This is a genomic window from Halolactibacillus halophilus (assembly GCF_900115605.1).
Lineage (GTDB): Bacteria > Bacillota > Bacilli > Bacillales > Amphibacillaceae > Halolactibacillus > Halolactibacillus halophilus.
Map to the genome: position 1 here is coordinate 21,856 of NZ_FOXC01000004.1, position 22,404 is coordinate 44,259.

Sequence of the window (22,404 nt, forward strand, 5' to 3'; positions counted from 1 at the left end):
TTTGATGTTCACTAAAATCAAAGCAATAACCAACCACTTAGCTACTCGCCGCTATCATTTTCAACCAGCGTTAATAACACGTCCGCTAAGACATTGGGTGAATAAGGCTTCAAGAGATAATCAAACACCTGTTGACTCTCTATAATTTCTGAGGATTTATCTACCGCCGAGGAGACAATCAACGGAATACCTGCCGTCTGTTGATTTGCCTTTAATTCTTTTATTAAATCCCAGCCACTTACATCCTCTGCTAAAACCAAGTCAACAACAATCGCTAAGACATTTGTTTCCTTTGCTAGTTTAACAATATTTTTACCACTTGGATCATGAATAACACTAAAACCTGTTAATTTTAATGTTTCAGATAATAGCATAGCAAAGCTAATATCATCTTCAATGATAATGATTGTTCCTTTAGTCAGATTATTTGGCACTGAAACGCTCAAGTCTGTTAATGACTCAACAGTATTTGAGTCCGCTAACGGAAGCGAAATATTCACTGTTGTTCCTACGCCTTCTTCCGATTCAATCCAGATATCACCATCATGAGCTTCTACAATGCCCTTACTAATCGCTAATCCTAAACCTGTTCCACCTATTTTTTTACTCGCACTATTATCAATACGTTTAAACTTAGTAAACATGTTCGGCAATTCTGATGACGGAATACCTATTCCTTCATCTTTAATGCTGATTCTAGCTATTTCTTTGTCGTTCATCATTTTTATGGCGACATTCCCTCCATCTGGCGAGAATTTCAGCGCGTTGCTAATGAGGTTCGTAAGTAATTGAACTAAACGATCTTGATCTGCCAATACTTTTGTATGAACAGCTTGATCTTCAAAATATATTGGATGACGCACATCGTGATTAAATAGCTCGATTACTTGCATAATTATCTCGCTAAGATCTAGTTTTTCCATATTATACTCTTGCTTTCCTGACTCAATTCTTTGCACATCTAAAAAATCATTGATTAATGTTGTTAAGCGCTTAGCCTCTTTAAATATTGTTTTTAAATAGCGTTTTTGTTTATCAGGTGGCAATTGCTTGGCTAATAGCATTTCGGTAAATCCTAGTACACTTGAAAGCGGCGTACGTAGTTCGTGACTGACAGTACTCACCAGTTCCGATTTCATCTCGTCAATTTCATATTCTTTTGTTATATCACGGTAAACAAAGAGCGTCCCTTTCTTTATGTCGTTTAAAAATATCGGTGAACTGTATATTTTGATATATCTTGGCTGTTCACCAATGAGTTGACCGCGTTTTTCGAGCACCGTTATCTGATCAGGCGATGTCCCTTTTTCAAAAAACGCTTGTATACTTTCAGCATCTTTAAATTGTATTGAAATATCAGTTAGCCACTGCTCACGCTTATGTTTTTCTTTAAGCGATTGCGGGAAAAATTCAACAAACTTATGGTTAGTTTGCAATAATTCACCGTCTAGTGAAACTAATTGCAGTCCTTCATCGATATTTTGAATAATACTTTCATTTAAGCCCCGTTCGCGTTGAACTTCTTCATATATATCAATTCTACTCAATGCAATATTTAGCTGGCTCATTAGCACGTGTATTTTTTCTGTTTCTTCCGGACTAAAAGGTTGACCAACGCGTGTAGCTGCAAATACTAAATCGACATATTCCGCTTCATTTAAAACAGCTGCATATAAGTCGTAACTATAGACTGTTCCCTCAGCAATGCCTACTTCTTTTTCATTCGCCAAACGTTTAATTACATAATACGGCTTTTCTTTTAAGCGTTCCAACACTTCTTTTAGCACACTGTCTGAGAAAAGTGACGTTATTTTTTCTTTTGATAAGTGCTTATGCACATATTGCTTGTTTTGCGGACTAAATAAAATACCTTTATCAAAGGTGAATACAAAATCCAAATAATTGAAAACACGGTGCAAGAATTGTTCTCGGTCGACAGTAACCGTTAATTCTTTATTTAAATCACTGTAAATTTCCGTTTTTTCTTTCGCGTCTTGCGCTTCTACTAATAACTTTTGTAGCATTGCCTCATTTTGCTTATTTTCAGTAATATCTATACCAATCAGAATATATCGATAAACTTTCCCTGCATCAGTTAAAAACGGCACAATCGTCGCATTAATCCAATAAGTTTCCCCGTCTTTTGTGGTATTCATTAGTTTCTCCGTCCAGATTTTACCTTTAGAAATTGTCCCCCACATGTCTGAATAGAAAGCTTCATCGTGTTGTCCACTTTTTAATATCCGTGTCGTATTCCCAATCAAATCTGCTTCTTCAAACTTCGACACCTGACAAAACATCTTATTAACACTAATGATCATACCATCACTGTTTGTAATACACATTAAGGCTGATTGATTAAGTGCTTTATTAATATGCTCTATATCTGTTATATAAGCTTGTAGTTGCTCTTGACTGTTTTCAAGTTCATCTTGTTGAGAAAGTAATTCCTCATTTTGCGCTATCAACTCTGCCTCTTTCTCTTGAACCTTCACAGCCATCTTATTAAATGAGCGTTCGAGTAGATTTAATTCATCTAATTGGTAATCGGCATCTAACACCAAATTTTCCCCTTCTGAAAAATCATTTGTTGCTTTAATGAAGAATTCTAATGGTTTCACAATTTCTTTTAACAATCGGTTAACCATTAAAATTATAAGTGAGAAACTCACAATTCCAAGTATAATAAATCCAACAGTGAATTGTGTATTAAGTTGTCTCGTCTCCTCATAAATGCGATCTCTATTTTCAGTGGTTTCAGCATTAAACTGTTGCGTATAATCTAAAAATCGATTAACATCTGTATGCGCTCCACTATTTGCGAGTGCTCTTAACGATACGTAGTCATCATTATTCACATGCTCTATCGCTAAAGGCAATATATTATCCCTGTAATCATTATAAAAATCTAATAGAACCACCTGTAACTCCTTTTCCTCCTTGGTTAAGTCCAGTGTGGAAAAATAAGTAATACTGTTATCTAATTTTGTTAAGTTTTTATACAATAAATCAAGTTCTATTTGGCTTTGAAAGGCATAATAGCCCCTTGCTCGGAATAATACTGCCGTTAAATCGTTATCTAACTGATTAATGGCATTATATTTGATATTACTTTCTTCGTACTCATTGTTAATGTTTGCTTGAGACCTGATTAAAGTCAGTGTAAAAACTGATATAATGGTAACGATAAGCGCTAACAAAGTTAACGTTATTAAATAAAATTTACGCTTTATTTTTATTGTTTTACCCGTCGCTTTCATATGAGTAATCCCTCTACAACACTACAAAGTTCCATTGGACTAAAAGGCTTTTTCATAAAGAAATCTACGCCTACTTCGTGCGCCTGTTGCTGGTCCTTTTCCTGTGTCTTGGCTGTTAGCATGATGACAGTGGTCGTATTTAACCGATCTTTCTCTACTTTCTCTAAAAACTCAATCCCTGTCATTCCAGGCATCATATAATCTAACACGATAACATCATACATATGTTGATTCACTAACGCTAAAGCATCCTGTCCATTATCTGCTTCATCAATCGAGCAATCTAAATCTTCTAAGCTATCTACAATCAACATTCTTAAAACAGCTTCATCATCTACAACTAAAAGTCGGTTCATCATCAGCACTCCCTTTTTTATAGCTCAACGTTTCAAATACTATCCTGCGATTTTTTAAGTCTTTGTTCAAAAATCAAAGCATTCCAAGGTCTTTAGTCATAAAGAACAAAAGTACTGATATTTCCTAGAGACTAAGGTGATTATCAAAATCTATAAAGTGCTATAGTTACACTTTTTTACTGATACTTAACTATGTAAATTATAACATACATTTCCTTTTCATGACGCAACTACTCTCAAACCTTTTCTCTTAATATATGTAAAATTATTTTGGATTACATTATGCTGTCTGATAGGATGCAAACGTTCTGATCTACAGACCAAAAGCACGTGTTCTACGGTCATTACCTCCACACTATTTCTGCTCCGGAATACATGAATAGAAATACCAAAATATGGTACACCTCACGCAACTTTTCAGCACTAAGCGTTGGGACTGTTTAACAAGACTATCATGCCTTTTGTTATTATTTTTATTTACGCGTTGTTGCATGAACAATTAAAAAAGCATGCGTTTGATATGAATACGTTCATACAACACATGCTTTTTCATTTAAAACTACTTATTTGCTTACATTTGTTCTGGTGCGTTCACACCGATGATCGCCAATGCATTCTTAATGGTGATGCGTACCGCATCCATTAATGCAAGACGCGCCTCAGTTTTTTGTTTATTTGAATCATCCAATACTTTTTCTTGATTGTAGTAGCTGTGCAGTAGTTGGGCTAAATCAAACACGTAACTTGTCATACGGTGTGGTGTCCGGTTAGCTGCTGCTTCAGCGATGACTTCTTCGAAGTCACCTAGATGTTTCAATAAGTCAAAGCCTTTTTCTGACTGAATTTCTGCTTCAACGTTTGAAGCATCGATACTAAAACCTTTTTCTTCTGCTTGTTTTAGTAATGTACAAATACGCGCATGTGCATACTGGACATAATAGACTGGGTTTTCATTTGATTCCGATTTCGCCAAGTCCATATCAAAGTCTAAGTGCGCATCACTTGAACGCATAACGAAGAAATAGCGTACCGCATCAATACCGACTTCATCCATCAATTCACGCAACGTTACCGCTTTACCCGTCCGTTTACTCATTTTCACTTTTTCACCATTTTCAAATAGGTTGACCATTTGAATAATTTCTACTTCTAGTGTATCCGGTGTGTAACCTAGCGCTTCAATTGCTGCTTTCATTCTTGGGATATAACCATGGTGGTCAGCTCCCCAAATATTAATTAGTTTATTGAAACCACGATCGAGCTTGTTTTTATGGTAGCTAATATCTGGCGTTAAATACGTATAACTGCCATCGTTTTTAATTAAGACCCGGTCTTTATCGTCACCAAAGTCAGTCGTTCTAAACCATGTGGCACCATCTTCTTCATAGGTATGGCCTTTTTCTTTAAGCAAGGCTAATGTCGGTTTAATCTTTTCATCGGTGTAAAGCGACGTTTCACTAAACCAGTGATCAAAGTGTACTCTGAAATCCGCTAAGTCTTGTTCTAATTTTTTAAGTTCAACTTTAAGACCATAGTCTCTAAAGAAGACAAGACGTTCCTCGCGGTCCATTTTCACAAACTTATCGCCGTAAGCATCTTTAAGCTCATCACCAATCGTTAAAATATCTTTACCGTGATACCCATCTTCTGGCATTGGGAAGTCCTCACCGAGTGCTTGCATATATCGCGCTTCAACTGACAGTGCCAGGTTATTAATTTGGTTACCGGCATCATTAATATAGTATTCACGTTCAACATCATAACCAGCCCAGTCAAGTAAGTGACAGAGCGAATCACCCACACTCGCCCCGCGGGCGTGACCTAAGTGTAAGTCGCCGGTTGGATTGGCTGAGACAAACTCAACTTGAATTTTCTCGCCCTGTCCACTATTAGACCGACCGTAAGTTTCTTTTTGGTCTAACACTTCCGTAATGACTTGTGTTAAATAACGGTTATCCATAAAGAAGTTAATAAAACCAGGACCTGCAATCTCAATCTCGGTGACATACGCTTTTTCTTTATTCAGATGTTCCACGATCACTTCAGCAATTTGACGCGGCGCTTTTTTTGCCACTCGCGCTAGCTGCATTGCAACGTTTGTCGCATAATCCCCGTGATTCTTTTCTTTTGGTTTCTCTAGGACAATATTAGGAATCTGATCCTCTGTCGCAAGATTTGACTGAATGACGGCTTGTTTAATTTCTTCTTTTAACGTCTGTTTTACTTGTTGGCTAATACTCATACGTCTGATTCTCCTTTTATTTGTAGGTTTAATGTATGTCTTCGTTCGCCTTCTCCGGCAATTGCGGTACGATAACGCATCGCTAATGATAGAGTGGCATCTTTTTCTTTATAACGGTAATTAATTGTATCCGTATACGTCTCCATCCGAAATTGCATCAATGGGTGGTGATAATGGCTTTCGGTTCTTTTACTTTCAATAAATTGTTGTGACATATTGATTGCGCCGGTGCGTTTTAATGTCACTTTATCATCACCAAGCATCATTACCGTATCAATCGCTTCGTTTTGGTCGTTTATTTCTGTGAACTTGATCATCCGCTTCATCCCAAGACCCGTAACTTCACCCATTACCCGGACCGATTCCTTTTGGGTATGGCCATCTTCAGTAATCGTTGTATCAAGTATCACAGAAACCTGTTGTTTTGCCAAAGTCATAAAAGTCATCCTTCATAAATAATCAATAACCCTAAGTATAAAAAGAGTTGGCGATAAACTCAAGTAAAAATTAAAACTTTCCGCTTTTCTCGTTTCTTTAATCAACTTATTTAGCTTAAAAAAATGCTCCTAACATTATTTTTAAGCATAATGTTAGGAACATAGTTATAAACCGCTCGGGGAGCATGATGTCGTTCACACCTTTAAATTGTCTTGTTACTTGGTAAACCCAAGCAACATTTCTCTCACAAACTTACTTGCCGCAATCGCGGTTTGGTCGCTATTATCATACGGCGGTGACACCTCAACTAAATCACAACCGACAACATTGACCTTACTCCCTGCAATCGCATGAATCGCCGCGAGTAATTCATTCGACGTAATCCCACCGACTTCTTGTGTCCCTGTCCCCGGGGCACTGGCTGGGTCGAGTACGTCAATGTCAATCGTCACATACACGTTTTTACCACTGAGGGTTGGCAGGACTTGTTTAAGTGGTTCAATGACATGGTACTTATAAAGATGCATCCCACTCGTCTTGGCATAAATAAATTCTTCTTTCATACCGGAACGAATGCCGAAAGAGTACACATTCTCTGGTCCAATCAATTCACAAATCTTCTTTACTGGCGTTGAGTGTGAGTACACTTCACCTTCATAATCATCACGCAAGTCAGTATGTGCATCAATATGAATCAAGGTAAGGTCTTTGGTCTTGTCGTAAATTGCTTCAACGACAGGAAGTGTGACTAAATGTTCGCCGCCTAAACCAAAAGGTAATTTCCTATCTTTTGTCAATGTGGATACATAATCCTTGATCAACTTGAGGCTTTTTTCCGGATTACCGAACGGTAGCGGGATATCCCCGGCATCAAAGACGTTAATGTCGGTTAGCTCTCGGTCTAAGTACGGGCTGTATTCTTCTAAGCCAATCGAGACTTCACGAATTCGGTTTGGTCCAAACCGTGAGCCTGGTCTAAAGCTGACCGTCCAGTCCATCGGCATGCCGTATAAGACAACGTCTGCTTTATCATAATCATTTTGACTAGCAATAAACACTTTGCCAGAATAAGCTTCATCAAATCGCATCGCTTTCACCTCTATTATTTCGTTAAGTCTTCAACAAACTTCGGTAAGACAAAGCTTGCCACGTGAAGATCTTTTGTATAATACTTTGTATCAATCGCAGCTGTACGCTGGTTCTCTAATGGGTTATATGTTTTACTCCCTAAAGTAAAGGTCCATAAGCCACTTGGATATGTTGGAATGTTGGCGGTATAGAGTTTTGTGATCGGGAAGATTTCTTTTACATCACGGTGCACGGTTTGAATCAAATCGGCTTTAAACCAAGGGTTATCAGATTGTGCGACAAAAATACCATCTTCTTTTAATGCTTTACTAATGCCGGCATAAAAACCTTTCGTAAATAAGTTAACCGCTGGACCGACAGGTTCAGTTGAATCAACTAAGATCACATCATACATATTCTCACTCTTTGCGATATGCATAAAGCCATCGCCTACTTTCACTTCCACGCGCGGATCTTCTAACATCCCGGCAATTGACGGAAGAAATTTCTTTGAAGATTCAATCACATCGCCATCAATTTCAGCGAGTACGGCTTTTTCAACCGATGGGTGCTTTAATACTTCACGAATAACCCCACCATCACCCCCACCAACGACTAAGACGTGTTTTGGATTAGGGTGAGTAAAAAGTGGTACATGACTAATCATTTCATGATAAACAAATTCATCACGCTCAGACGTCATCACCATGTCGTCAAGCAGCAACATGTTGCCCCATTCTTCTGTTTCAACCATATCTAACTTTTGAAAATCCGTTTGTTTTGTTTCTAATGTTTGTTTGACTTTCATTGTAATGCCAAATGCATCGGTTTGTTTTTCGGTAAACCATAAACTCATGTATATCGACTCCTTTTGTCATTTAAGCACGTAGGCTCTCATTATTTATTGTTGTATTCTTACTGCTATTCTTAATCAATCACTTTTAGGTTATCATAAATACAGGGAAACAAGATAATTTTAGAGTTTTTTTCGGAAAAAGCAAGTGTTTTTTTCTCACGTATTTAAATACTTTCTACAACTACTAACTTATATGCTTGCTACTAGCAATCATGTATTTTTAAAAATTATAACTATTAAGCACCCTAACATATGAAACTGTTAAAATATTAGCAAGATAAACCAACAAAAAAAGCCGCACAACAATAGCAGTGTGCGGCTTTTTTCTACCTAACATATTTACCATCTAAAAGCTTCTTTAAGTACTCAATCTCTTGAATCAATTTCTCACCAATATTTGTCTCACGGACTTTTTTACGACGTAATTCTTTATCGACCAATCGCTTTTTCGATAGCACATCAGTCCCGTTTTTAATGACGTCTTGTTTTGAATGGAAGTAGTGATGGGCAACGAGTTCAATGCCGTATGAATTATAAACAAGCGTATACCCAGCAATCCCAGTCGTCTTTTGATACGCCTTAGAAAAGCCGCCGTCAATTACGATCATTTTTCCATTCGCTTTAATTGGATTCTCTCCTTCAATTTCTTTCACCGGAGTATGGCCATTAATAATGTGTCCCGTCTCCGGATCAAGTCCAAAGGCCGCTAAGATATTCCTTACTACTTGTTCATCTTCTCTTAAATAATAATAAGCATTTTTACGTTCCTTATGGGTTGCTTTATCTTCGATAAAGTAGCGCTCAAACGTTGTCATCTCCTTTTTACCAAACAGCGATGAATGTTCACCGGTCCACATATACCACGCCATATCAGTAGCAAGGTCATCAGTGATGTGTTTATTCTGATAACTGTCACGTAGTAACGATTCGAATTGATCAAGTAATGCTTTCCCCCTATAAGTCTTCCCTTCAATCTCAAATGAAGCGAAACGACCATCATCATTAAGAGGAATACAGCCATGAATGAGTAAATTCCCATTGTAACGCAAATAAAAGTTACCTTTTTTCATTAGGAATTCCATATGACGCGTGAGCTTTTCTGAGTGTTGTACATTAAATAATAGTTGATTAATCACTCGTTCTTCTTCTTCAAGTAAAGCACTTGGGTTCTCTGGGTCCACCGTCTGGAAGCAGGGTGATTTTAAAGGATACGTCTTACCATCTAATTCAATCGTCTCCTTCTCATAATCAATAAACTCTAGCACCCGTCGATGTTCAAGATTAAATGATGGCCGGCGTTTAATAATCGGCAGCTCCAATTTGAACTGAATCATAGTAATCGCTTGGTGCATCTTCGTTATTTCTAAAATTTCATCATCCGTTAATTCTTCTCCCGGCTGCAATTTTGGTCGAAAGGCTGGATGATCATCGAAATAGCGATTCGCTAACATCTGTAGGGGGCGTAAGTTAATGCCGTACCGGTCTTCGATAATATCTAAATTATTGTAGCGGGCACAAATTCGAATAATATTAGCCAGGTTCACTTTCGATCCACTATAAGCACCAAGCCATAACACATCATGATTGCCCCACTGCACATCAACCGAATGGTGATCAATTAATGTTTCCATAATCTTATCCGGTTTTGGTCCTCGGTCATAAATGTCTCCGACGACGTGGAGATGATCAACGACAAGTTGTTGAATGGTGTAACATAAGCCAACAATCAATTTATCGGCTTGATTAAGTGAAATAATCTGTTGGATAATCTTTCGATAATACTCCTTCTTATTCTCAAGTAAATCGACCTTGTACAATAGTTCTTCAATAATATAGATAAACGCTTTTGGTAAAGCTTTTCTCAGTTTTGAACGGGTGTATTTACTCGATGTATACGAGGTAAGACTGATTAACTTCTCAATCACATCCTCATACCACTGATACAACTCTTGTTGGTCATCAAATTGTTGTTTCATCATCTTTAGCTTTTGTTCCGGATAATAGACAAACGCTGCTAAATCATTCATCGCTTCTTTCGATAATTGATCTTTGAACAATTCTTCGATCTTATCCTTCACTTTCCCTGATCCGTTACGAAGGACGTGACTAAACGCTTGAAACTCTCCGTGCAAATCACTGACAAAGTGCTCAGTTCCTTTAGGTAAATTTAAAATTGCTTCTAAATTAATAATCTCCGTTGCCACTTTTTCTTCGGTGTCATACTTTTCTGCGAGTAATTCTAAATACTTCCGTTCCATTGTTTTCCCCCTTTATAAAACTATCCGCGTGTTTCCCCCCTTGTTTATTTCTTTATGTTTCGTTAAATATTACCTTCTATTTTACCGGCTATTTACCATTATGGCTAGTTGATTTATGATTTTTCTAAAAATTAAAACAAAAAGTCTCTTAACTGTAACAAGTGTCTTAATCTATTTGTTGTTCAAGTAGATAAAGAGAGATCTTTATGATTGGCAGTTAGGGCAAAGTTATAAGGTTAAAGGTGGACACCGTTATTTTCATTTAATGTGTATGGCAATATACGCAGTAAAGTGTAATATTTCAAAAAGTGAAGTTCGAGAAGATATGTATAAAACATTTGATGAATTAAGTGAAATAGAGCATTCTAATCTATTAGAAGAAGATGATATCAAATCGACTTTAGAAGCTTATGATCGACAATATTATAATTTTACGATTTTCCGAAAAAATATATGATATTACAAAATACCCGTTTGTCTTAATGCTAATTATGACAAACTCAAAAAAGAGCACAAAGACGATTAAATCAAGGCGCCGCTCACTTTTGGAGCTGCGCCTTATTCTTTGAACCATTTAAAATTTTCATAAGCCCTATCCTAACTAACTTCTGTCTAACTGCTAAAAGAGAGAATTAAAAAATCATTCTTGCCATTTGAAAATGATAAGAATGATTTTCATCGATAAATTTCTCTTCGGTGACCAATATGGATAATAATAATCTTGATTTCTTCGTCATTAATATCCGCTAATAAACGGTAATTTCCAACACGATAGCGCCAATAATCTTTCAATTCGCCCTTTAGTGCTTTGCCATGTCTTTTAGGATCATCTGTCTGCACTAAGTTTTTTTCGATCCAAGCCGCAATCATACGCTGTTGCCCTTTATCTAATTTTTTTAAACTTTTTACAGCCTTTTTTTCATAAACGAGGTCATATTTCATCTTATAGATCCAACATTTTCATCACAGTATCATGGTCGTAACTTTCGCTAGTTCCATCTTCAAGATCTGCTTCATATTCCTTAATACGTTTGAGATCCATTTCATCTTCCATTTTTTCTTCTAAGGTTTTTTTTAATAAAGTAGATAAAGGCAGATCATGTAATTTTGCATACTCATTAAAAGATTTTTGTTCTTCATCATTCAATCGAACAGTAATTGTCGTCATTTTGATCACTCCTTAGTTAGATTGTAGCACATTGTGTTACAAAAATAAAGAAATCCCCTATAAATTTAAACTGCTATAAAGGTCATTGATATCCTCTTGTTGAAACCTTATATAACATTTTGTCACAGTTAAATTACTTGGATAGGTTACACTAAACTAGACAGTTTAGTGTAACCTATCCACTAGCACGTGCGTCACTTTATGATGTGGCGAACCGCTCTTTTTTTTGCGTTTTAAATGCAGCGTGCTAGCTTTATCTCGATTATCACGTTTGGTTGTGACGTAGTAATACGTCGATCGAGGGACTTGTGAAAACGTACACATCACTGATATCAAATACTTGCGACGGTTGTTTCTTATCATATTTATTTTCGTCCCATAATCGGTGTACTCTTTTTTCCATGATTGGTCTCTCCCCGAGTGATTAATCCCACTAAGCTTTACACACCTGAGTATGCGTGGAACCCACCGTCAATTGGTAAAACAACACCTGAGACAAAGCTTGAATATTTCGCATCGGCTAAAAATAGCACCGCACCAACAAGTTCTTCAGGGTTACCAAAGCGCTCCATCGGTGTTGCATTAAGGATTTTTTGTGAACGAGCTGTATATGAACCATCTTCATTGAGTAATAATTTTTCATTTTGTTTAGTAACTAAGAAACCTGGAGCAATCGCATTAACGCGTACGCCTGCTTTTGACATATAGGTTGCTAACCACTCAGTAAAGTTGCTAACTGCTGCTTTACCACCAGAGTAAGCTGGAATTTTAGTCAGTGGTGTGAAAGCGTTCATTGATGAGACGTTAATAATTGTTGCATCTTTACGCTCAGCCATATCTTTACCGAATACTTGTGATGGGAGTAATGTACCTAAGTAGTTTAAATCCATCACAAAGCCAATGCCTTTTGGATCTAAATCAAAGAAGGTTTTAAGGTCTGGATTCGCTTTTGCTGCTTCTGAATCATAGAACTCATCGTCTGATGTCCCTTTTGGATTGTTTCCTCCGGCACCGTTTAGAAGAATATCAACCCCGCCGTAAACCTCGTCAACCTTTACTTTCGCTGCTTTAAGTGACTCAACGTCAAGTACGTTAGCCGCTACCCCAATCGCTTTACCACCTTCTGTGACAATTTCTTCAGCAATATTGTTGGCTGCATCTTTTTGTAAATCCATGACGACAACGCTAGCACCCGCTTCAGCTAATGCTTTACAGAAATAGCTGCCGAGGACTCCAGCACCGCCAGTTACTGCTGCGACTTTACCAGATAAATCAAATTTGTGTTCTTTCATCTTCATTTCCTCCCTTGTTGATACATGTACACAGTATTAATATTTTCTGCGCTTGTTTTCTGCTTCCCACAGACCATTCAAGTAAGTTGCACCTAGTGCACGGTCATGTAAGCCGTAGCCTGGTTTACCTGTTTCACCCCAAATCATCCGACCGTGATCTGGACGAATCGGTCCAGTATAATTAAAATCTTTCATGGCACGAATGACTTCATACATATCAATTGAACCGGTTTCTGAAAGGTGTGGTGATTCTTGGAATGAACGGGTGCCTGATAATTTTACGTTGCGCGCATGAATGAAGTTTACACGATTTTTCTTACCGAAGTAGCGCAACATTTCCGGAAAATCATTCTCCGGCACTGCACCAAGCGAACCACTACACATCGTCAATCCATTATTAGGTGAATCGTATAGCTTAATAAAACGTTCTAAATTCAGCTTATTTGTAATAATACGTGGTAAGCCGAAGATATCAAATGGCGGATCATCTGGGTGAATGGCCATCTTCACACCACTTGCTTCAGCTACTGGCATAATGGCTTTTATAAAGTATTCAAGATTTGACCATAATTTTTCATGGTCTACTTTTTTATAGTGATCAAACAGCGTTTGGAGTTCTGCTTTTTCATAGCTTGAATCCCATCCTGGTAATGATAATTCACCTGTTAAAGGATCCATCTTATCCACAACATCCTCTTCAAAGATTAGTGCTGTTGAACCGTCTGCTAATTCATAATCAAGTGATGAGCGTGTCCAGTCAAAGATGGGCATAAAATTATAGCAAATAACCGGAATACCTGCTTCACCTAAGTTTTTAATGGTTGTTTTATAGTTTTCGATATACTTATCACGCGTAGCTAAACCAATTTTAATATCTTCGTGCACCGGTACGCTTTCAATCACCGATAATTCTAAGCTGTGCTTTGCGATTTCTGCTTTTAATTCTTTGATTTTATCTAGTGGCCATGCTTCCCCAACTGGAATATCATAAATAGCTGACACAATCCCTTTCATACCAGGAATTTGGCGTATCTTTTCTAATGTGACTGGATCTTCTTTACCGTACCAACGAAATGTCATTTCCATAGTTATTTACCCCTTTGTTTTATAAGATAAGTGTCTTTCACTTCGTTTATAAATTAAAATACCGTTTCGCATTGTAGTAACAAATATTTTCAATTAATGGTTGAACAAGTGTATCATCATTTGGTACTTCTCCAGCTTCTATCCATTCGCCGACTAGATTACAGAGAATGCGACGGAAATACTCGTGCCGACTATACGAGATGAAACTACGTGAATCGGTCAACATTCCGACAAAGTGCATCAACAGCCCTGCTTCACTTAGTGATTTCAATTGGCGTTCCATGCCGTATCTCGTATCGTTAAACCACCAGCCCGAACCAAATTGAATCTTACCTTTAATGCCGGCTTCTGTTTGGAAGTTTTGCATCGTCGTCCCAACGATGTCGTTATATATTGGATTTAAATTGTATAGAATGGTTTTCGGTAAATGCCCTGTGACTTCACAACTATTTAATAAGCCATTTAATTTAGCGGCGATATTCGCTTGGTCATTAATCGAATCAAAGCCACTATCTGGTCCGAGTTTGTCATACATTTTTGTATTGTTGTTACGGATTGCCCCAAAATGAATTTGCATCACCCAACCACGTGCAGTGTAGGCTTGAGCTAGTCGGTTAATCACCGCCGTTTTAAATTGTTCTTCTTCAAATGAAGAAACTTCTTCATTCGCTAATGCTTTTTTAAATACCACATCGACTGCTTCTTCGGTATATTCCGCGTAAGGTACTTCTCCTAGTCCGTGGTCAGCTAAACGACCACCTATGTCATGAAAGTATGCCACACGTTCAAGTAACGCTGTGATAAAGGTGTCGTAGTCACTGATTGTTTTATTGGTTACTTCTTCAAGCAATTCAACAAACGGAAGAAAGGTAGGTTTATTAATTTCTACCCCTTTATCTGGACGGAAGGTTGGTAGCACCGTTACGTCAAAGCCGTCTGTTTGAAGTTGTTTATGATACTTAAGATCATCGGTCGGATCGTCGGTTGTGTTGATTAAAATCACATTCGAACGTTTGATTAAGTTTTTTGTGCTATAGTCCGATTGACTAAGTAACGTATTCGCTTTTTCCCAAATCATTTCCGCGGTCTCAGGTCCAAGTAAATCTTCTATGCCAAAATATTTCTTAAGCTCTAAATGTGTCCAGTGGTAAAGAGGATTACCTAATGTTTGAGGTACAACCTCTGCCCATTTTAAAAACTTATCTTTATCGGATGCGTCACCAGTAATATAATATTCGTCGATACCACTTGCACGTAAAGCACGCCATTTATAGTGATCACCTGCGAGCCATAACTCGGTTATATTCTTAAATTGTTTATCTGTCGCAATCTCTTCTGGGGATAAGTGACAGTGATAATCGATAATTGGTAAATCTTTTGCAAAGTTATGATATAAATGTTTTGCCGCCTCATTTTTCAACATAAAGTCATTATGGATAAATACCATCTGTTACATCCTTTCTTATATGACTAACGCATTAATTACTCATATTTAATTGTTAATATTCTCTATTTTTATTGTTTTACTTCAGTTAAAGGATACTATATCTCTTACAAACTATCACAATATCCTTATTAAAATGCGAGCTAATGATATGTTGCATCGTCTTCTGACAAGCATAGCATCAACACCTAAAACGAAGGGGTGTTCAATCACGCATTCAGTATCAAGCATTGAAAATGCGTCATCAGCTGACCCCTTTTCATTTGGCTATATTTACATGCTATTTAACTCTTATTACACTTGTATACTAGCATACACGTAAAACGTTTTCAATAGATTTTACTCACTTTACCTTGAAACGCTGATTTCTTTTTTAGCTTTTGTAACCTATATTCAAAAAATAGGATCGAGTTGATATGTCCCGCATATTATTGTAGAATACTAGTATTACTGTAAAATCCATAAAAAACCATCTATTTGTATACTACCTAAATTGAAAGAGGGAAACCATTATGATGACTATCTTAAAACGTTATACTAGCGAAAATAACCGTGATTTCGCTTATCGTACGGTAAAACGCGCCATTATGACATTAGAGCTAGAACCTGGCCAACCAATCAGTGAAATTGACATTGCCGAACAACTAGGTATTTCCCGTACTCCGATTCGGGAAGTGATTGCTAGACTTAAAGAAGAATATCTTGTTGAAGTGACACCTCAAGTCGGCACCTACGTGACTAAGATTCAACCACAACTCGTTGAAGAGGCCGTCTTTACCCGGGCGACACTGGAGCGTGAGTTATTAAAGCTTGCTTGTGAGGACTTTCCAGACGATATTTTAACCGAGCTAAAAATTAGTTTGATGCGCCAAGAACAGTTATTTAAACAACAAGGCACTGAACAACAATTTCATGAATTAGACAAAGCGTTCCACTACCTTATTTTTAAAGGGGCACAAAAGGAGCACGTTTGGGGAGCTATTACTCGTTTGAGTACCCACTATAACCGAATTCGATTATTATCAGAGATTGAATTTAGTTTTGAAAATGCGTTAAAACAACATAAACGGATTGTCGAGATTATTGATACAAAAGCGCTTAGTCTCGTCAACCCAATGATTGATGAGCACATTTTAGCACCGACAAAACAATGGTATAAATTATATCAAGATGACAGCGAGTTTAATCATTACTTTGATAACGCTTATAAGTCGCCTGACTATTTGTAAAAATAACCCGTTGACTCGTTTATCGCTTGATTTTAAATAGCACCAAGCGAAGCATTGACGCTTCACTTGGTGCTATTTTTTCATTTTACTATTCTAAGTTAAATAATATTTTCCCCTGTACGTTCTTCCATTTTAAGAATTGAGCAAATTTGTTTTTTCTCTTTAGACTCAGGTAGCGCTTCAATCAGATCTCTCGGATAAAACAGTTTATGATCTGACCGGGTTTTGCCTGTAATTGCATCGACAATCGTCGACAGCTGGGACAGCTCGATCAGTTCATCATCTGGAGTCAACAAGTAAATTGGCACCCGGTCATTCATCTCGCCGGGGCGATAGAAATCATAGGGTAAATCGGACGTTGAGTCTTCGACTAAATAATAGGTTGGATCGAGTCCAACAGCTTGAAAGGCATCACGCAACGCTTGCCAATCTTCCGCCTCAAAGTCCGTGTGGTGAGATACAAATTTAAATAAGCGACGATTGACAAACCGGTCACATAAATCACTTAACACTTCATCTGTTTCTTCCATCCATTGCTGGAAGTAATACATAACAATCGTCTCATCTAAACGAATATAATCCGTTAAGGATACCTCGTTTTTAAACAAGTATAAGAAATGATCCGGTGTTTGTTTAAAGTGATACCCCGCTTGATACAGTTCTTTTACCCGGTGAAAAATACGCGATAAAATCACTTCAGCCGACCGGCTAACCGGGTGGAAATACACTTGCCAATGCATTTGGTAACGACTTAAGATATAATCTTCAACTGCGTGCATGCCGGTTTGTTTAACCACAACTTGTTCTTTTTTTGGTCGCATCACACGCAGTAGACGTTCTAAGTCGAATTGACCGTAACTCACACCGGTGAAATACGCATCACGCAACAGATAATCCATCCGGTCAGCATCAATTTGGCTTGAGATTAAGCTCACAACCAATTGATCGTCATGGGTTTTATTAATCACAGCGGCCACTTCTTCTGGGAAAGTATCTGACACCTTTCTTAATACCGCATTCACTTGGGTGTCGCCTAAAATAATCGCTTTTGTGAAAGCTTCATGATCTAAATCAAACACCTTTTCAAACGAATGTGAAAACGGTCCGTGACCTAAATCATGCAATAAGCTAGCTGTCAGCGCTAATAAGCGCTGATCTTCACTCCACGCCTCTCTTCCAGTAAAGTTCTCCGTGATTCGCCGGACAAGCTCATACACACCAAGCGAATGGTTAAACCGAGAATGTTCCGCACCATGAAACGTTAAGTAACTCGTGCCAAGTTGTTTAATTCGGCGCAGGCGTTGAAACTCTTTTGTTCCGATCAAATCCCATATCACTTGATACCTGACATGGATATAGCGGTGGACTGGGTCCTTGAACACTTTTTCTTCCGGTAGTTGTTCACAGCGATAGCTCATCTTTATTGCCTCCTTTTTTAAGCTCTTTATATCTAATCATTTTGCCTGTACGCTAAATCTTTTATTTGTCCTTCTATTATACCCGTCTTCTTTTGCAAATTTTATGAAGCACATTTTAAATTCAATGGGATATATTCCTTAATTATAGCATACCCCTATCCTTTTAGGCGAAAACAAAGCGAACCGGTCGCTTATTTTGTTAGTTTTTTGTATAATGAAACAGACGAATTTAGAGGTGATAAAATGAAACATTGGACAACGATTTTCCCATCTGAAACTGTGCGGTTTCTTGATGATACCCACAGTGAACTAAAACCGTATCAATCTTTTGCGGTTGATGATGCGCTCATTGAAACAATTGATCACTCACAACCAGTGATCCGGTTATGGCGCCATCACCCCTATGTTATTTTAGGGATTGCCGATACAAAGCTGCCCTTTCTAACTGACGGGGTAACCTTTTTAAATGACAATAGCTACAATGTTGTCGTTAGAAATTCCGGAGGCTTAGCAGTTATCGCTGACAACGGTGTTTTAAGCTTGTCGTTGATTTTACCCGAAGCAAAGACAACGTCAATCAATGAAGGTTACGAAAAAATGGTCGCCTTTATAAAGGAAGTACTTAAGCCGTGGACAGACAATATTGAAGCTTTTGAAGTTGTCGGTTCTTATTGTCCGGGTGACTATGATTTAAGCATTGGTGGTAAAAAATTTGCCGGTATTTCACAACGCCGGGTAAAAAGTGGCCTCAGTGTTCAAATTTATTTAGCTCTTTCTGCCGATCACGGGCAGCGAGCCACATTGATTCAACAGTTTTACCAGCACGCAAAACAAGGAGAAACGACCCGTATTACGTATCCTGACGTTGACCCTAACACGATGGAATCATTGACAACAATCGTAGGTGAGCCGCTCGACACCGACCAATTGGTCGACCGGATTAAAACTGTGCTCAGTGAACATTTCACAATCAGTGACACACCCCTCACCAAGGAAGAACAACAAATTTTTGATAAGCGCGAACAACAAATGATTGACCGCAACAAAAAAGCACTGGGACCCTTATTTTAGTCTCAGTGCTTTTTCTTTGTGTTATTATATTGAACTTTCAGGAGAAATTCATCAAATGAGAAGCAAAGTAGCCAGCTTTACTTCTTGTATCATTTATAATGCTTGAGCTGCCGTAATAATTGCTAACTTATACACGTCATCAGCATTACAACCACGTGATAAATCATTTACTGGTGCATTTAACCCTTGCAAGATTGGACCAACCGCATCGTAATTACCAAGACGTTGAGCAATCTTATAGCCAATGTTACCCGCTTCTAAGCTAGGGAATACAAATACGTTTGCATCACCTTGGATGTCAGAATCCGGTGCTTTTTTCTGAGCAACACTTGGTACAAACGCCGCATCAAATTGGAATTCCCCGTCTAGGACAAGGTCAGGCGCTAAGCCTTTCGCAATTTTAACCGCTTCTGATACTTTTTCGGTTTCTTCTGATTTAGCTGAACCTTTAGTTGAGAAACTTAACATTGCCACACGTGGGTCAATATCAAATAGTCCCGCTGTTTCAGCTGAAGCGATTGCAATTTCTGCTAAGTCTTGGCTGTTTGGCGCAATATTAATCGCGCAGTCAGCAAATACATACTTTTCTTCTTCACGTACCATCACAAACACACCTGATGTTTTCTTAATACCTGGTTTTGTTTTAATGATTTGTAACGCTGGACGTACGGTATCCGCTGTTGAGTGAGCAGCTCCACTAACTAAGCCGTCTGCTTTTCCCATATAAACGAGCATCGTGCCGAAGTAATTTTCATCTTTTAACATTTCACGTGCTTGTTCAACTGTTGCTTTGCCTTTACGACGTTCCACAAAGCTGTCGACCATCGCATCAAAATCAGCGTAATCTTCCGGATTTACCACTTCAACATTGTTTAATGTTGAGTTTAAATCTGCCGCTTTCTGTTCTAGTTCTTCACGTTTACCTACTAATACAGGTGTGATAATTCCTTCAGCTGCTAATTTACTCGCTGCTTCTAAGATTCGGTCGTCAGAACCTTCAGGAAAGACGATTTTCTTAGCACCACCTGCCAATTGATCTTGCAATGTATCAAATAAGTTGCTCATGTGTATTCCCTCCAACTATTATTCTGTTATATATATTACGCCATTTTTGTTATATTTTAAAGTGTTTCGGCTTATTTCTTGAAATTCTTTTTATTTACGTAAAAGATTGTTCACAATTACGTCTAAAATCACTAGTATATCCAGTCGTTTTTAGGGAATCTCCTACTCATTTTTCAAGTTCGTTTAATATGTTTTTTAAAACCTATAGCTGAATGTTAGCACACGAGAAAAATCCGCCACTTATTAAAGCTTAATGACGAGTAACCGGTTCGTTAGCTATTAATAGTGTCTTTAACTCACCCTGTTTTTTATGCAAAATGAAAAGAAGCCTACCAATACAGCAACAACACTCGGAAAACTTCCGCTACGTTGCGTTGTTTGGTAGGCTTTTTTATTATTTTTGACTTTGTGCGATGAAATCATCAAACCATTCAGCGGCTGACTTAAAAATCAAGTAACGACCCACTACCTTGCTCAAATTGATCATCTTCATTCGTTTTAACCGAAGAAGAGGGGTTCGGCTGATACGTATCCCCCATCATCATCTGTAATTCTAGCGCTTCTGCTTGTGCGTTCGTTACATTTGGGGTTTGATTTGGTTGTGGCTGACTATTTACTTGAGTAGTTCCACTATCACCATCACTGGCCAGTTCAGCTAGCGTCTGAATCGAGTAAAGATAGGCTACTTTTTTCTTTTCGTTTGTTTCGTTTAATGCTGATTGTGCTTGCGTGATAATTTTACGAATCACATCGTCTGTATTAATCATTTGCTTCACCCTTATACGTTTATTTCTGTTTAGATAATGCTATTCTAACACAAACTTTAAAAATCAAACGGGTTCCTAAAGACAGAAATTATTCTTTGACTACTTAAAAGATGAAATGAGCTACAGTCACTGTAAAATCAGTCATAAAACAAGTAAGACCACGCTCATGATTATAATCATGAGCGCGGTCAATGGAACTTATAAATATGGCTCCCTGTTAATTACAAAAAGCCATACTTATAGCATGTTTTTTAAAAGCCCTTGATAACGGCTCCACATTATTAGTCTGGCTTCAAAAAGACTTAAGTTCGCTTATCAAAATATCAGTAGCGTATTCCGAATAACTATCATTGTTTCACTGCCTTAAATTCAAGCAAAGGTTTGAATAAAATTGTCACAACTCGACTGGATAATAAAAGAACCAGACCACCACTTATAACAATCGCGCCTATAAATGTCATTAACCCTTCTATTTGAAAGAGGTTTAAATGCCGCATTATTTGAATGAATAAGCCGTGTAGTAAATAAACATACAATGTTTTTTGGCCCATTTTTGAATACGTCACTGCTTGTTTAGGCACAATTGCCAGGAAAAGCAAACTTAACAGAATGGCCCCTAAATAAATAAAACCGCGGGAAACAACACCCATTACAGGTGAACCCATCGCCTCGTAAGAGGCTGAACCAAACAAAAGCTTAACGGGATAATCAAGAAACAAATGGATCCCAACAATACTAACAATCAGTATACCTGCGAGTTTGGCATGTGTTCTGTCAAGTAAATAAAAGAGCCATTGTTTGTTGACATGATACCCAAGTAAGAAAAATGGGAAGAAGACAAAAGTACGCGACAAACTATACTCATGGCCAATCATATCAAAATAACCAACACCTAATCCAATGCCAACAGCAAGTAATAACCCTAACGTTGTTGGCAATCGTTTAAATAACGCTAATAAAAGATGCCAACTGAAAAGACTCAACAAAAACCACAGTGACCAGTTAGGTTCCAACATCATTTTGACAGATTCACCTTCAAAATAATTCATAACATTATATAGCAGTTGAAATAGGACATAAGGAACAACTAATTTTTTTATTAGATTTTTGAGGTAGATCAGATTCCATTTCCCTTTCGCAAAAAAACCACTCACAAATATCATTGCGGGCATATGAAAAAGATAAATGGTTTGATATAACGCCATCACCAGCTGTGAATCACCTGTTGATGGTTGGATGACATGTCCGAAGACAACGAGGAAAATGAGTAACACTCTTGCATTATCAAAAAAGTAGTCACGTTTCATTGGTTTCACCCTTAATTAACAAATTAGTGTCATTATTCGTTCAGATAAGACATTTGGTAACTGTACTTTCACATTACCT

20 protein-coding genes are annotated in these 22,404 nt (G+C 37.8%); 3 read left to right on the top strand and 17 right to left on the bottom strand.

The window, feature by feature from the left end; all coding sequences use genetic code 11:
* Positions 1-41: 41 nt before the first annotated feature.
* The 7 genes from BM098_RS02715 to BM098_RS02745 all read right to left on the bottom strand — a co-directional run bounded on the left by BM098_RS02715 (position 42) and on the right by BM098_RS02745 (position 10,478).
* Positions 42-3,260 (bottom strand): ATP-binding protein, encoded by a 3,219-nt coding sequence (locus tag BM098_RS02715; RefSeq protein WP_089830148.1) that lies wholly within the window; start codon positions 3,258-3,260, stop codon positions 42-44.
* A complete protein-coding gene (locus tag BM098_RS02720; RefSeq protein ID WP_089830151.1) occupies positions 3,257-3,616 on the bottom strand; it encodes a response regulator transcription factor in 360 nt (119 codons plus the stop codon). The genes BM098_RS02715 and BM098_RS02720 overlap by 4 nt, the downstream gene beginning before the upstream one ends.
* A 571-nt stretch (positions 3,617-4,187) precedes the next feature.
* A complete protein-coding gene (argS, locus tag BM098_RS02725) occupies positions 4,188-5,858 on the bottom strand; it encodes an arginine--tRNA ligase (RefSeq protein ID WP_089830153.1) in 1,671 nt (556 codons plus the stop codon).
* Positions 5,855-6,289: a YwiB family protein gene (locus tag BM098_RS02730; protein WP_234987386.1), complete on the bottom strand. Its 435-nt coding sequence runs from the start codon at positions 6,287-6,289 to the stop codon at positions 5,855-5,857. Before BM098_RS02730 ends, argS begins: the two co-directional genes overlap by 4 nt.
* 222 nt (positions 6,290-6,511) lie before the next feature.
* The gene (gene speB, locus BM098_RS02735) at positions 6,512-7,384 is read right to left on the bottom strand and encodes an agmatinase (RefSeq protein ID WP_089830157.1); all 873 of its coding nucleotides are present in this window, start codon (positions 7,382-7,384) and stop codon (positions 6,512-6,514) included.
* 14 nt (positions 7,385-7,398) lie between these two features.
* Complete coding sequence (speE, locus tag BM098_RS02740) at positions 7,399-8,220, bottom strand: spermidine synthase (protein ID WP_089830159.1); 822 nt, start codon at positions 8,218-8,220, stop codon at positions 7,399-7,401.
* Positions 8,221-8,546: 326 nt separating this feature from the next.
* Positions 8,547-10,478: a fructose-1,6-bisphosphatase gene (locus BM098_RS02745; protein ID WP_089830161.1), complete on the bottom strand. Its 1,932-nt coding sequence runs from the start codon at positions 10,476-10,478 to the stop codon at positions 8,547-8,549.
* 271 nt (positions 10,479-10,749) lie between these two features.
* On the opposite strand from BM098_RS02745, the gene BM098_RS13655 reads away from it, so the two are divergent.
* Positions 10,750-10,935 carry a hypothetical protein gene (locus BM098_RS13655; protein WP_089830163.1) on the top strand — a complete coding sequence of 62 codons (186 nt, stop codon included), beginning with the start codon at positions 10,750-10,752 and terminating at the stop codon, positions 10,933-10,935.
* A gap of 218 nt (positions 10,936-11,153) precedes the next feature.
* On the opposite strand, the gene BM098_RS02755 is transcribed toward BM098_RS13655, so the two are convergent.
* From BM098_RS02755 to uxaC, 6 genes are all read right to left on the bottom strand, one after another.
* Positions 11,154-11,420, bottom strand: coding sequence for a type II toxin-antitoxin system RelE family toxin (locus BM098_RS02755; protein ID WP_089830165.1), 267 nt, complete (start codon positions 11,418-11,420; stop codon positions 11,154-11,156).
* Position 11,421: 1 nt separating this feature from the next.
* Positions 11,422-11,646, bottom strand: a complete 225-nt coding sequence (gene relB, locus BM098_RS02760) for a type II toxin-antitoxin system RelB family antitoxin (protein WP_089830167.1) — start codon at positions 11,644-11,646, stop codon at positions 11,422-11,424.
* 265 nt (positions 11,647-11,911) lie between these two features.
* Positions 11,912-12,049 carry a hypothetical protein gene (locus BM098_RS13395; RefSeq protein ID WP_159430092.1) on the bottom strand — a complete coding sequence of 46 codons (138 nt, stop codon included), beginning with the start codon at positions 12,047-12,049 and terminating at the stop codon, positions 11,912-11,914.
* 37 nt (positions 12,050-12,086) lie between these two features.
* Positions 12,087-12,938 (bottom strand): SDR family oxidoreductase, encoded by an 852-nt coding sequence (locus tag BM098_RS02765; protein WP_373863174.1) that lies wholly within the window; start codon positions 12,936-12,938, stop codon positions 12,087-12,089.
* Between the two features lie 36 nt (positions 12,939-12,974).
* Positions 12,975-14,024 carry a mannonate dehydratase gene (gene uxuA / locus BM098_RS02770; protein WP_089830171.1) on the bottom strand — a complete coding sequence of 350 codons (1,050 nt, stop codon included), beginning with the start codon at positions 14,022-14,024 and terminating at the stop codon, positions 12,975-12,977.
* Positions 14,025-14,070: 46 nt separating this feature from the next.
* Complete coding sequence (gene uxaC / locus BM098_RS02775; protein ID WP_089830174.1) at positions 14,071-15,471, bottom strand: glucuronate isomerase; 1,401 nt, start codon at positions 15,469-15,471, stop codon at positions 14,071-14,073.
* A 509-nt stretch (positions 15,472-15,980) separates the two neighbouring features.
* On the opposite strand from uxaC, the gene BM098_RS02780 reads away from it, so the two are divergent.
* Complete coding sequence (locus BM098_RS02780) at positions 15,981-16,697, top strand: GntR family transcriptional regulator (protein ID WP_089830175.1); 717 nt, start codon at positions 15,981-15,983, stop codon at positions 16,695-16,697.
* Between the two features lie 98 nt (positions 16,698-16,795).
* On the opposite strand, the gene BM098_RS02785 is transcribed toward BM098_RS02780, so the two are convergent.
* Entirely contained in the window at positions 16,796-18,115 is a 1,320-nt protein-coding gene (locus BM098_RS02785) for an HD domain-containing protein (RefSeq protein ID WP_089830178.1), read from the bottom strand.
* A 243-nt stretch (positions 18,116-18,358) separates the two neighbouring features.
* On the opposite strand from BM098_RS02785, the gene BM098_RS02790 reads away from it, so the two are divergent.
* Positions 18,359-19,186, top strand: a complete 828-nt coding sequence (locus BM098_RS02790; RefSeq protein WP_089830180.1) for a lipoate--protein ligase family protein — start codon at positions 18,359-18,361, stop codon at positions 19,184-19,186.
* Positions 19,187-19,279: 93 nt separating this feature from the next.
* On the opposite strand, the gene pta is transcribed toward BM098_RS02790, so the two are convergent.
* The 3 genes from pta to BM098_RS02805 form a co-directional block, all read right to left on the bottom strand.
* Entirely contained in the window at positions 19,280-20,251 is a 972-nt protein-coding gene (gene pta, locus BM098_RS02795) for a phosphate acetyltransferase (RefSeq protein ID WP_089830182.1), read from the bottom strand.
* A 443-nt stretch (positions 20,252-20,694) separates the two neighbouring features.
* Entirely contained in the window at positions 20,695-21,018 is a 324-nt protein-coding gene (locus tag BM098_RS02800; protein ID WP_089830184.1) for a DUF5327 family protein, read from the bottom strand.
* A gap of 347 nt (positions 21,019-21,365) precedes the next feature.
* Positions 21,366-22,325: an acyltransferase family protein gene (locus BM098_RS02805; RefSeq protein ID WP_089830186.1), complete on the bottom strand. Its 960-nt coding sequence runs from the start codon at positions 22,323-22,325 to the stop codon at positions 21,366-21,368.
* Between the last annotated feature and the right edge of the window lie 79 nt (positions 22,326-22,404).

Excerpts from the sequence above, each read along its gene's own strand:
- BM098_RS02715 (WP_089830148.1), bottom strand. The coding sequence starts at position 3,260 with ATGAAAGCGACGGGTAAAACAATAAAAATAAAGCGTAAATTTTATTTA.
- BM098_RS02720 (WP_089830151.1), bottom strand. The coding sequence starts at position 3,616 with ATGAACCGACTTTTAGTTGTAGATGATGAAGCTGTTTTAAGAATGTTG.
- argS (WP_089830153.1), bottom strand. The coding sequence starts at position 5,858 with ATGAGTATTAGCCAACAAGTAAAACAGACGTTAAAAGAAGAAATTAAA.
- speB (WP_089830157.1), bottom strand. The coding sequence starts at position 7,384 with ATGCGATTTGATGAAGCTTATTCTGGCAAAGTGTTTATTGCTAGTCAA.
- speE (WP_089830159.1), bottom strand. The coding sequence starts at position 8,220 with ATGAGTTTATGGTTTACCGAAAAACAAACCGATGCATTTGGCATTACA.
- BM098_RS02745 (WP_089830161.1), bottom strand. The coding sequence starts at position 10,478 with ATGGAACGGAAGTATTTAGAATTACTCGCAGAAAAGTATGACACCGAA.
- BM098_RS13655 (WP_089830163.1), top strand. The coding sequence starts at position 10,750 with ATGGCAATATACGCAGTAAAGTGTAATATTTCAAAAAGTGAAGTTCGA.
- BM098_RS02755 (WP_089830165.1), bottom strand. The coding sequence starts at position 11,420 with ATGAAATATGACCTCGTTTATGAAAAAAAGGCTGTAAAAAGTTTAAAA.
- relB (WP_089830167.1), bottom strand. The coding sequence starts at position 11,646 with ATGACGACAATTACTGTTCGATTGAATGATGAAGAACAAAAATCTTTT.
- BM098_RS13395 (WP_159430092.1), bottom strand. The coding sequence starts at position 12,049 with ATGGAAAAAAGAGTACACCGATTATGGGACGAAAATAAATATGATAAG.
- BM098_RS02765 (WP_373863174.1), bottom strand. The coding sequence starts at position 12,938 with ATGAAAGAACACAAATTTGATTTATCTGGTAAAGTCGCAGCAGTAACT.
- uxuA (WP_089830171.1), bottom strand. The coding sequence starts at position 14,024 with ATGGAAATGACATTTCGTTGGTACGGTAAAGAAGATCCAGTCACATTA.
- uxaC (WP_089830174.1), bottom strand. The coding sequence starts at position 15,471 with ATGGTATTTATCCATAATGACTTTATGTTGAAAAATGAGGCGGCAAAA.
- BM098_RS02780 (WP_089830175.1), top strand. The coding sequence starts at position 15,981 with ATGATGACTATCTTAAAACGTTATACTAGCGAAAATAACCGTGATTTC.
- BM098_RS02785 (WP_089830178.1), bottom strand. The coding sequence starts at position 18,115 with ATGAGCTATCGCTGTGAACAACTACCGGAAGAAAAAGTGTTCAAGGAC.
- BM098_RS02790 (WP_089830180.1), top strand. The coding sequence starts at position 18,359 with ATGAAACATTGGACAACGATTTTCCCATCTGAAACTGTGCGGTTTCTT.
- pta (WP_089830182.1), bottom strand. The coding sequence starts at position 20,251 with ATGAGCAACTTATTTGATACATTGCAAGATCAATTGGCAGGTGGTGCT.
- BM098_RS02800 (WP_089830184.1), bottom strand. The coding sequence starts at position 21,018 with ATGATTAATACAGACGATGTGATTCGTAAAATTATCACGCAAGCACAA.
- BM098_RS02805 (WP_089830186.1), bottom strand. The coding sequence starts at position 22,325 with ATGAAACGTGACTACTTTTTTGATAATGCAAGAGTGTTACTCATTTTC.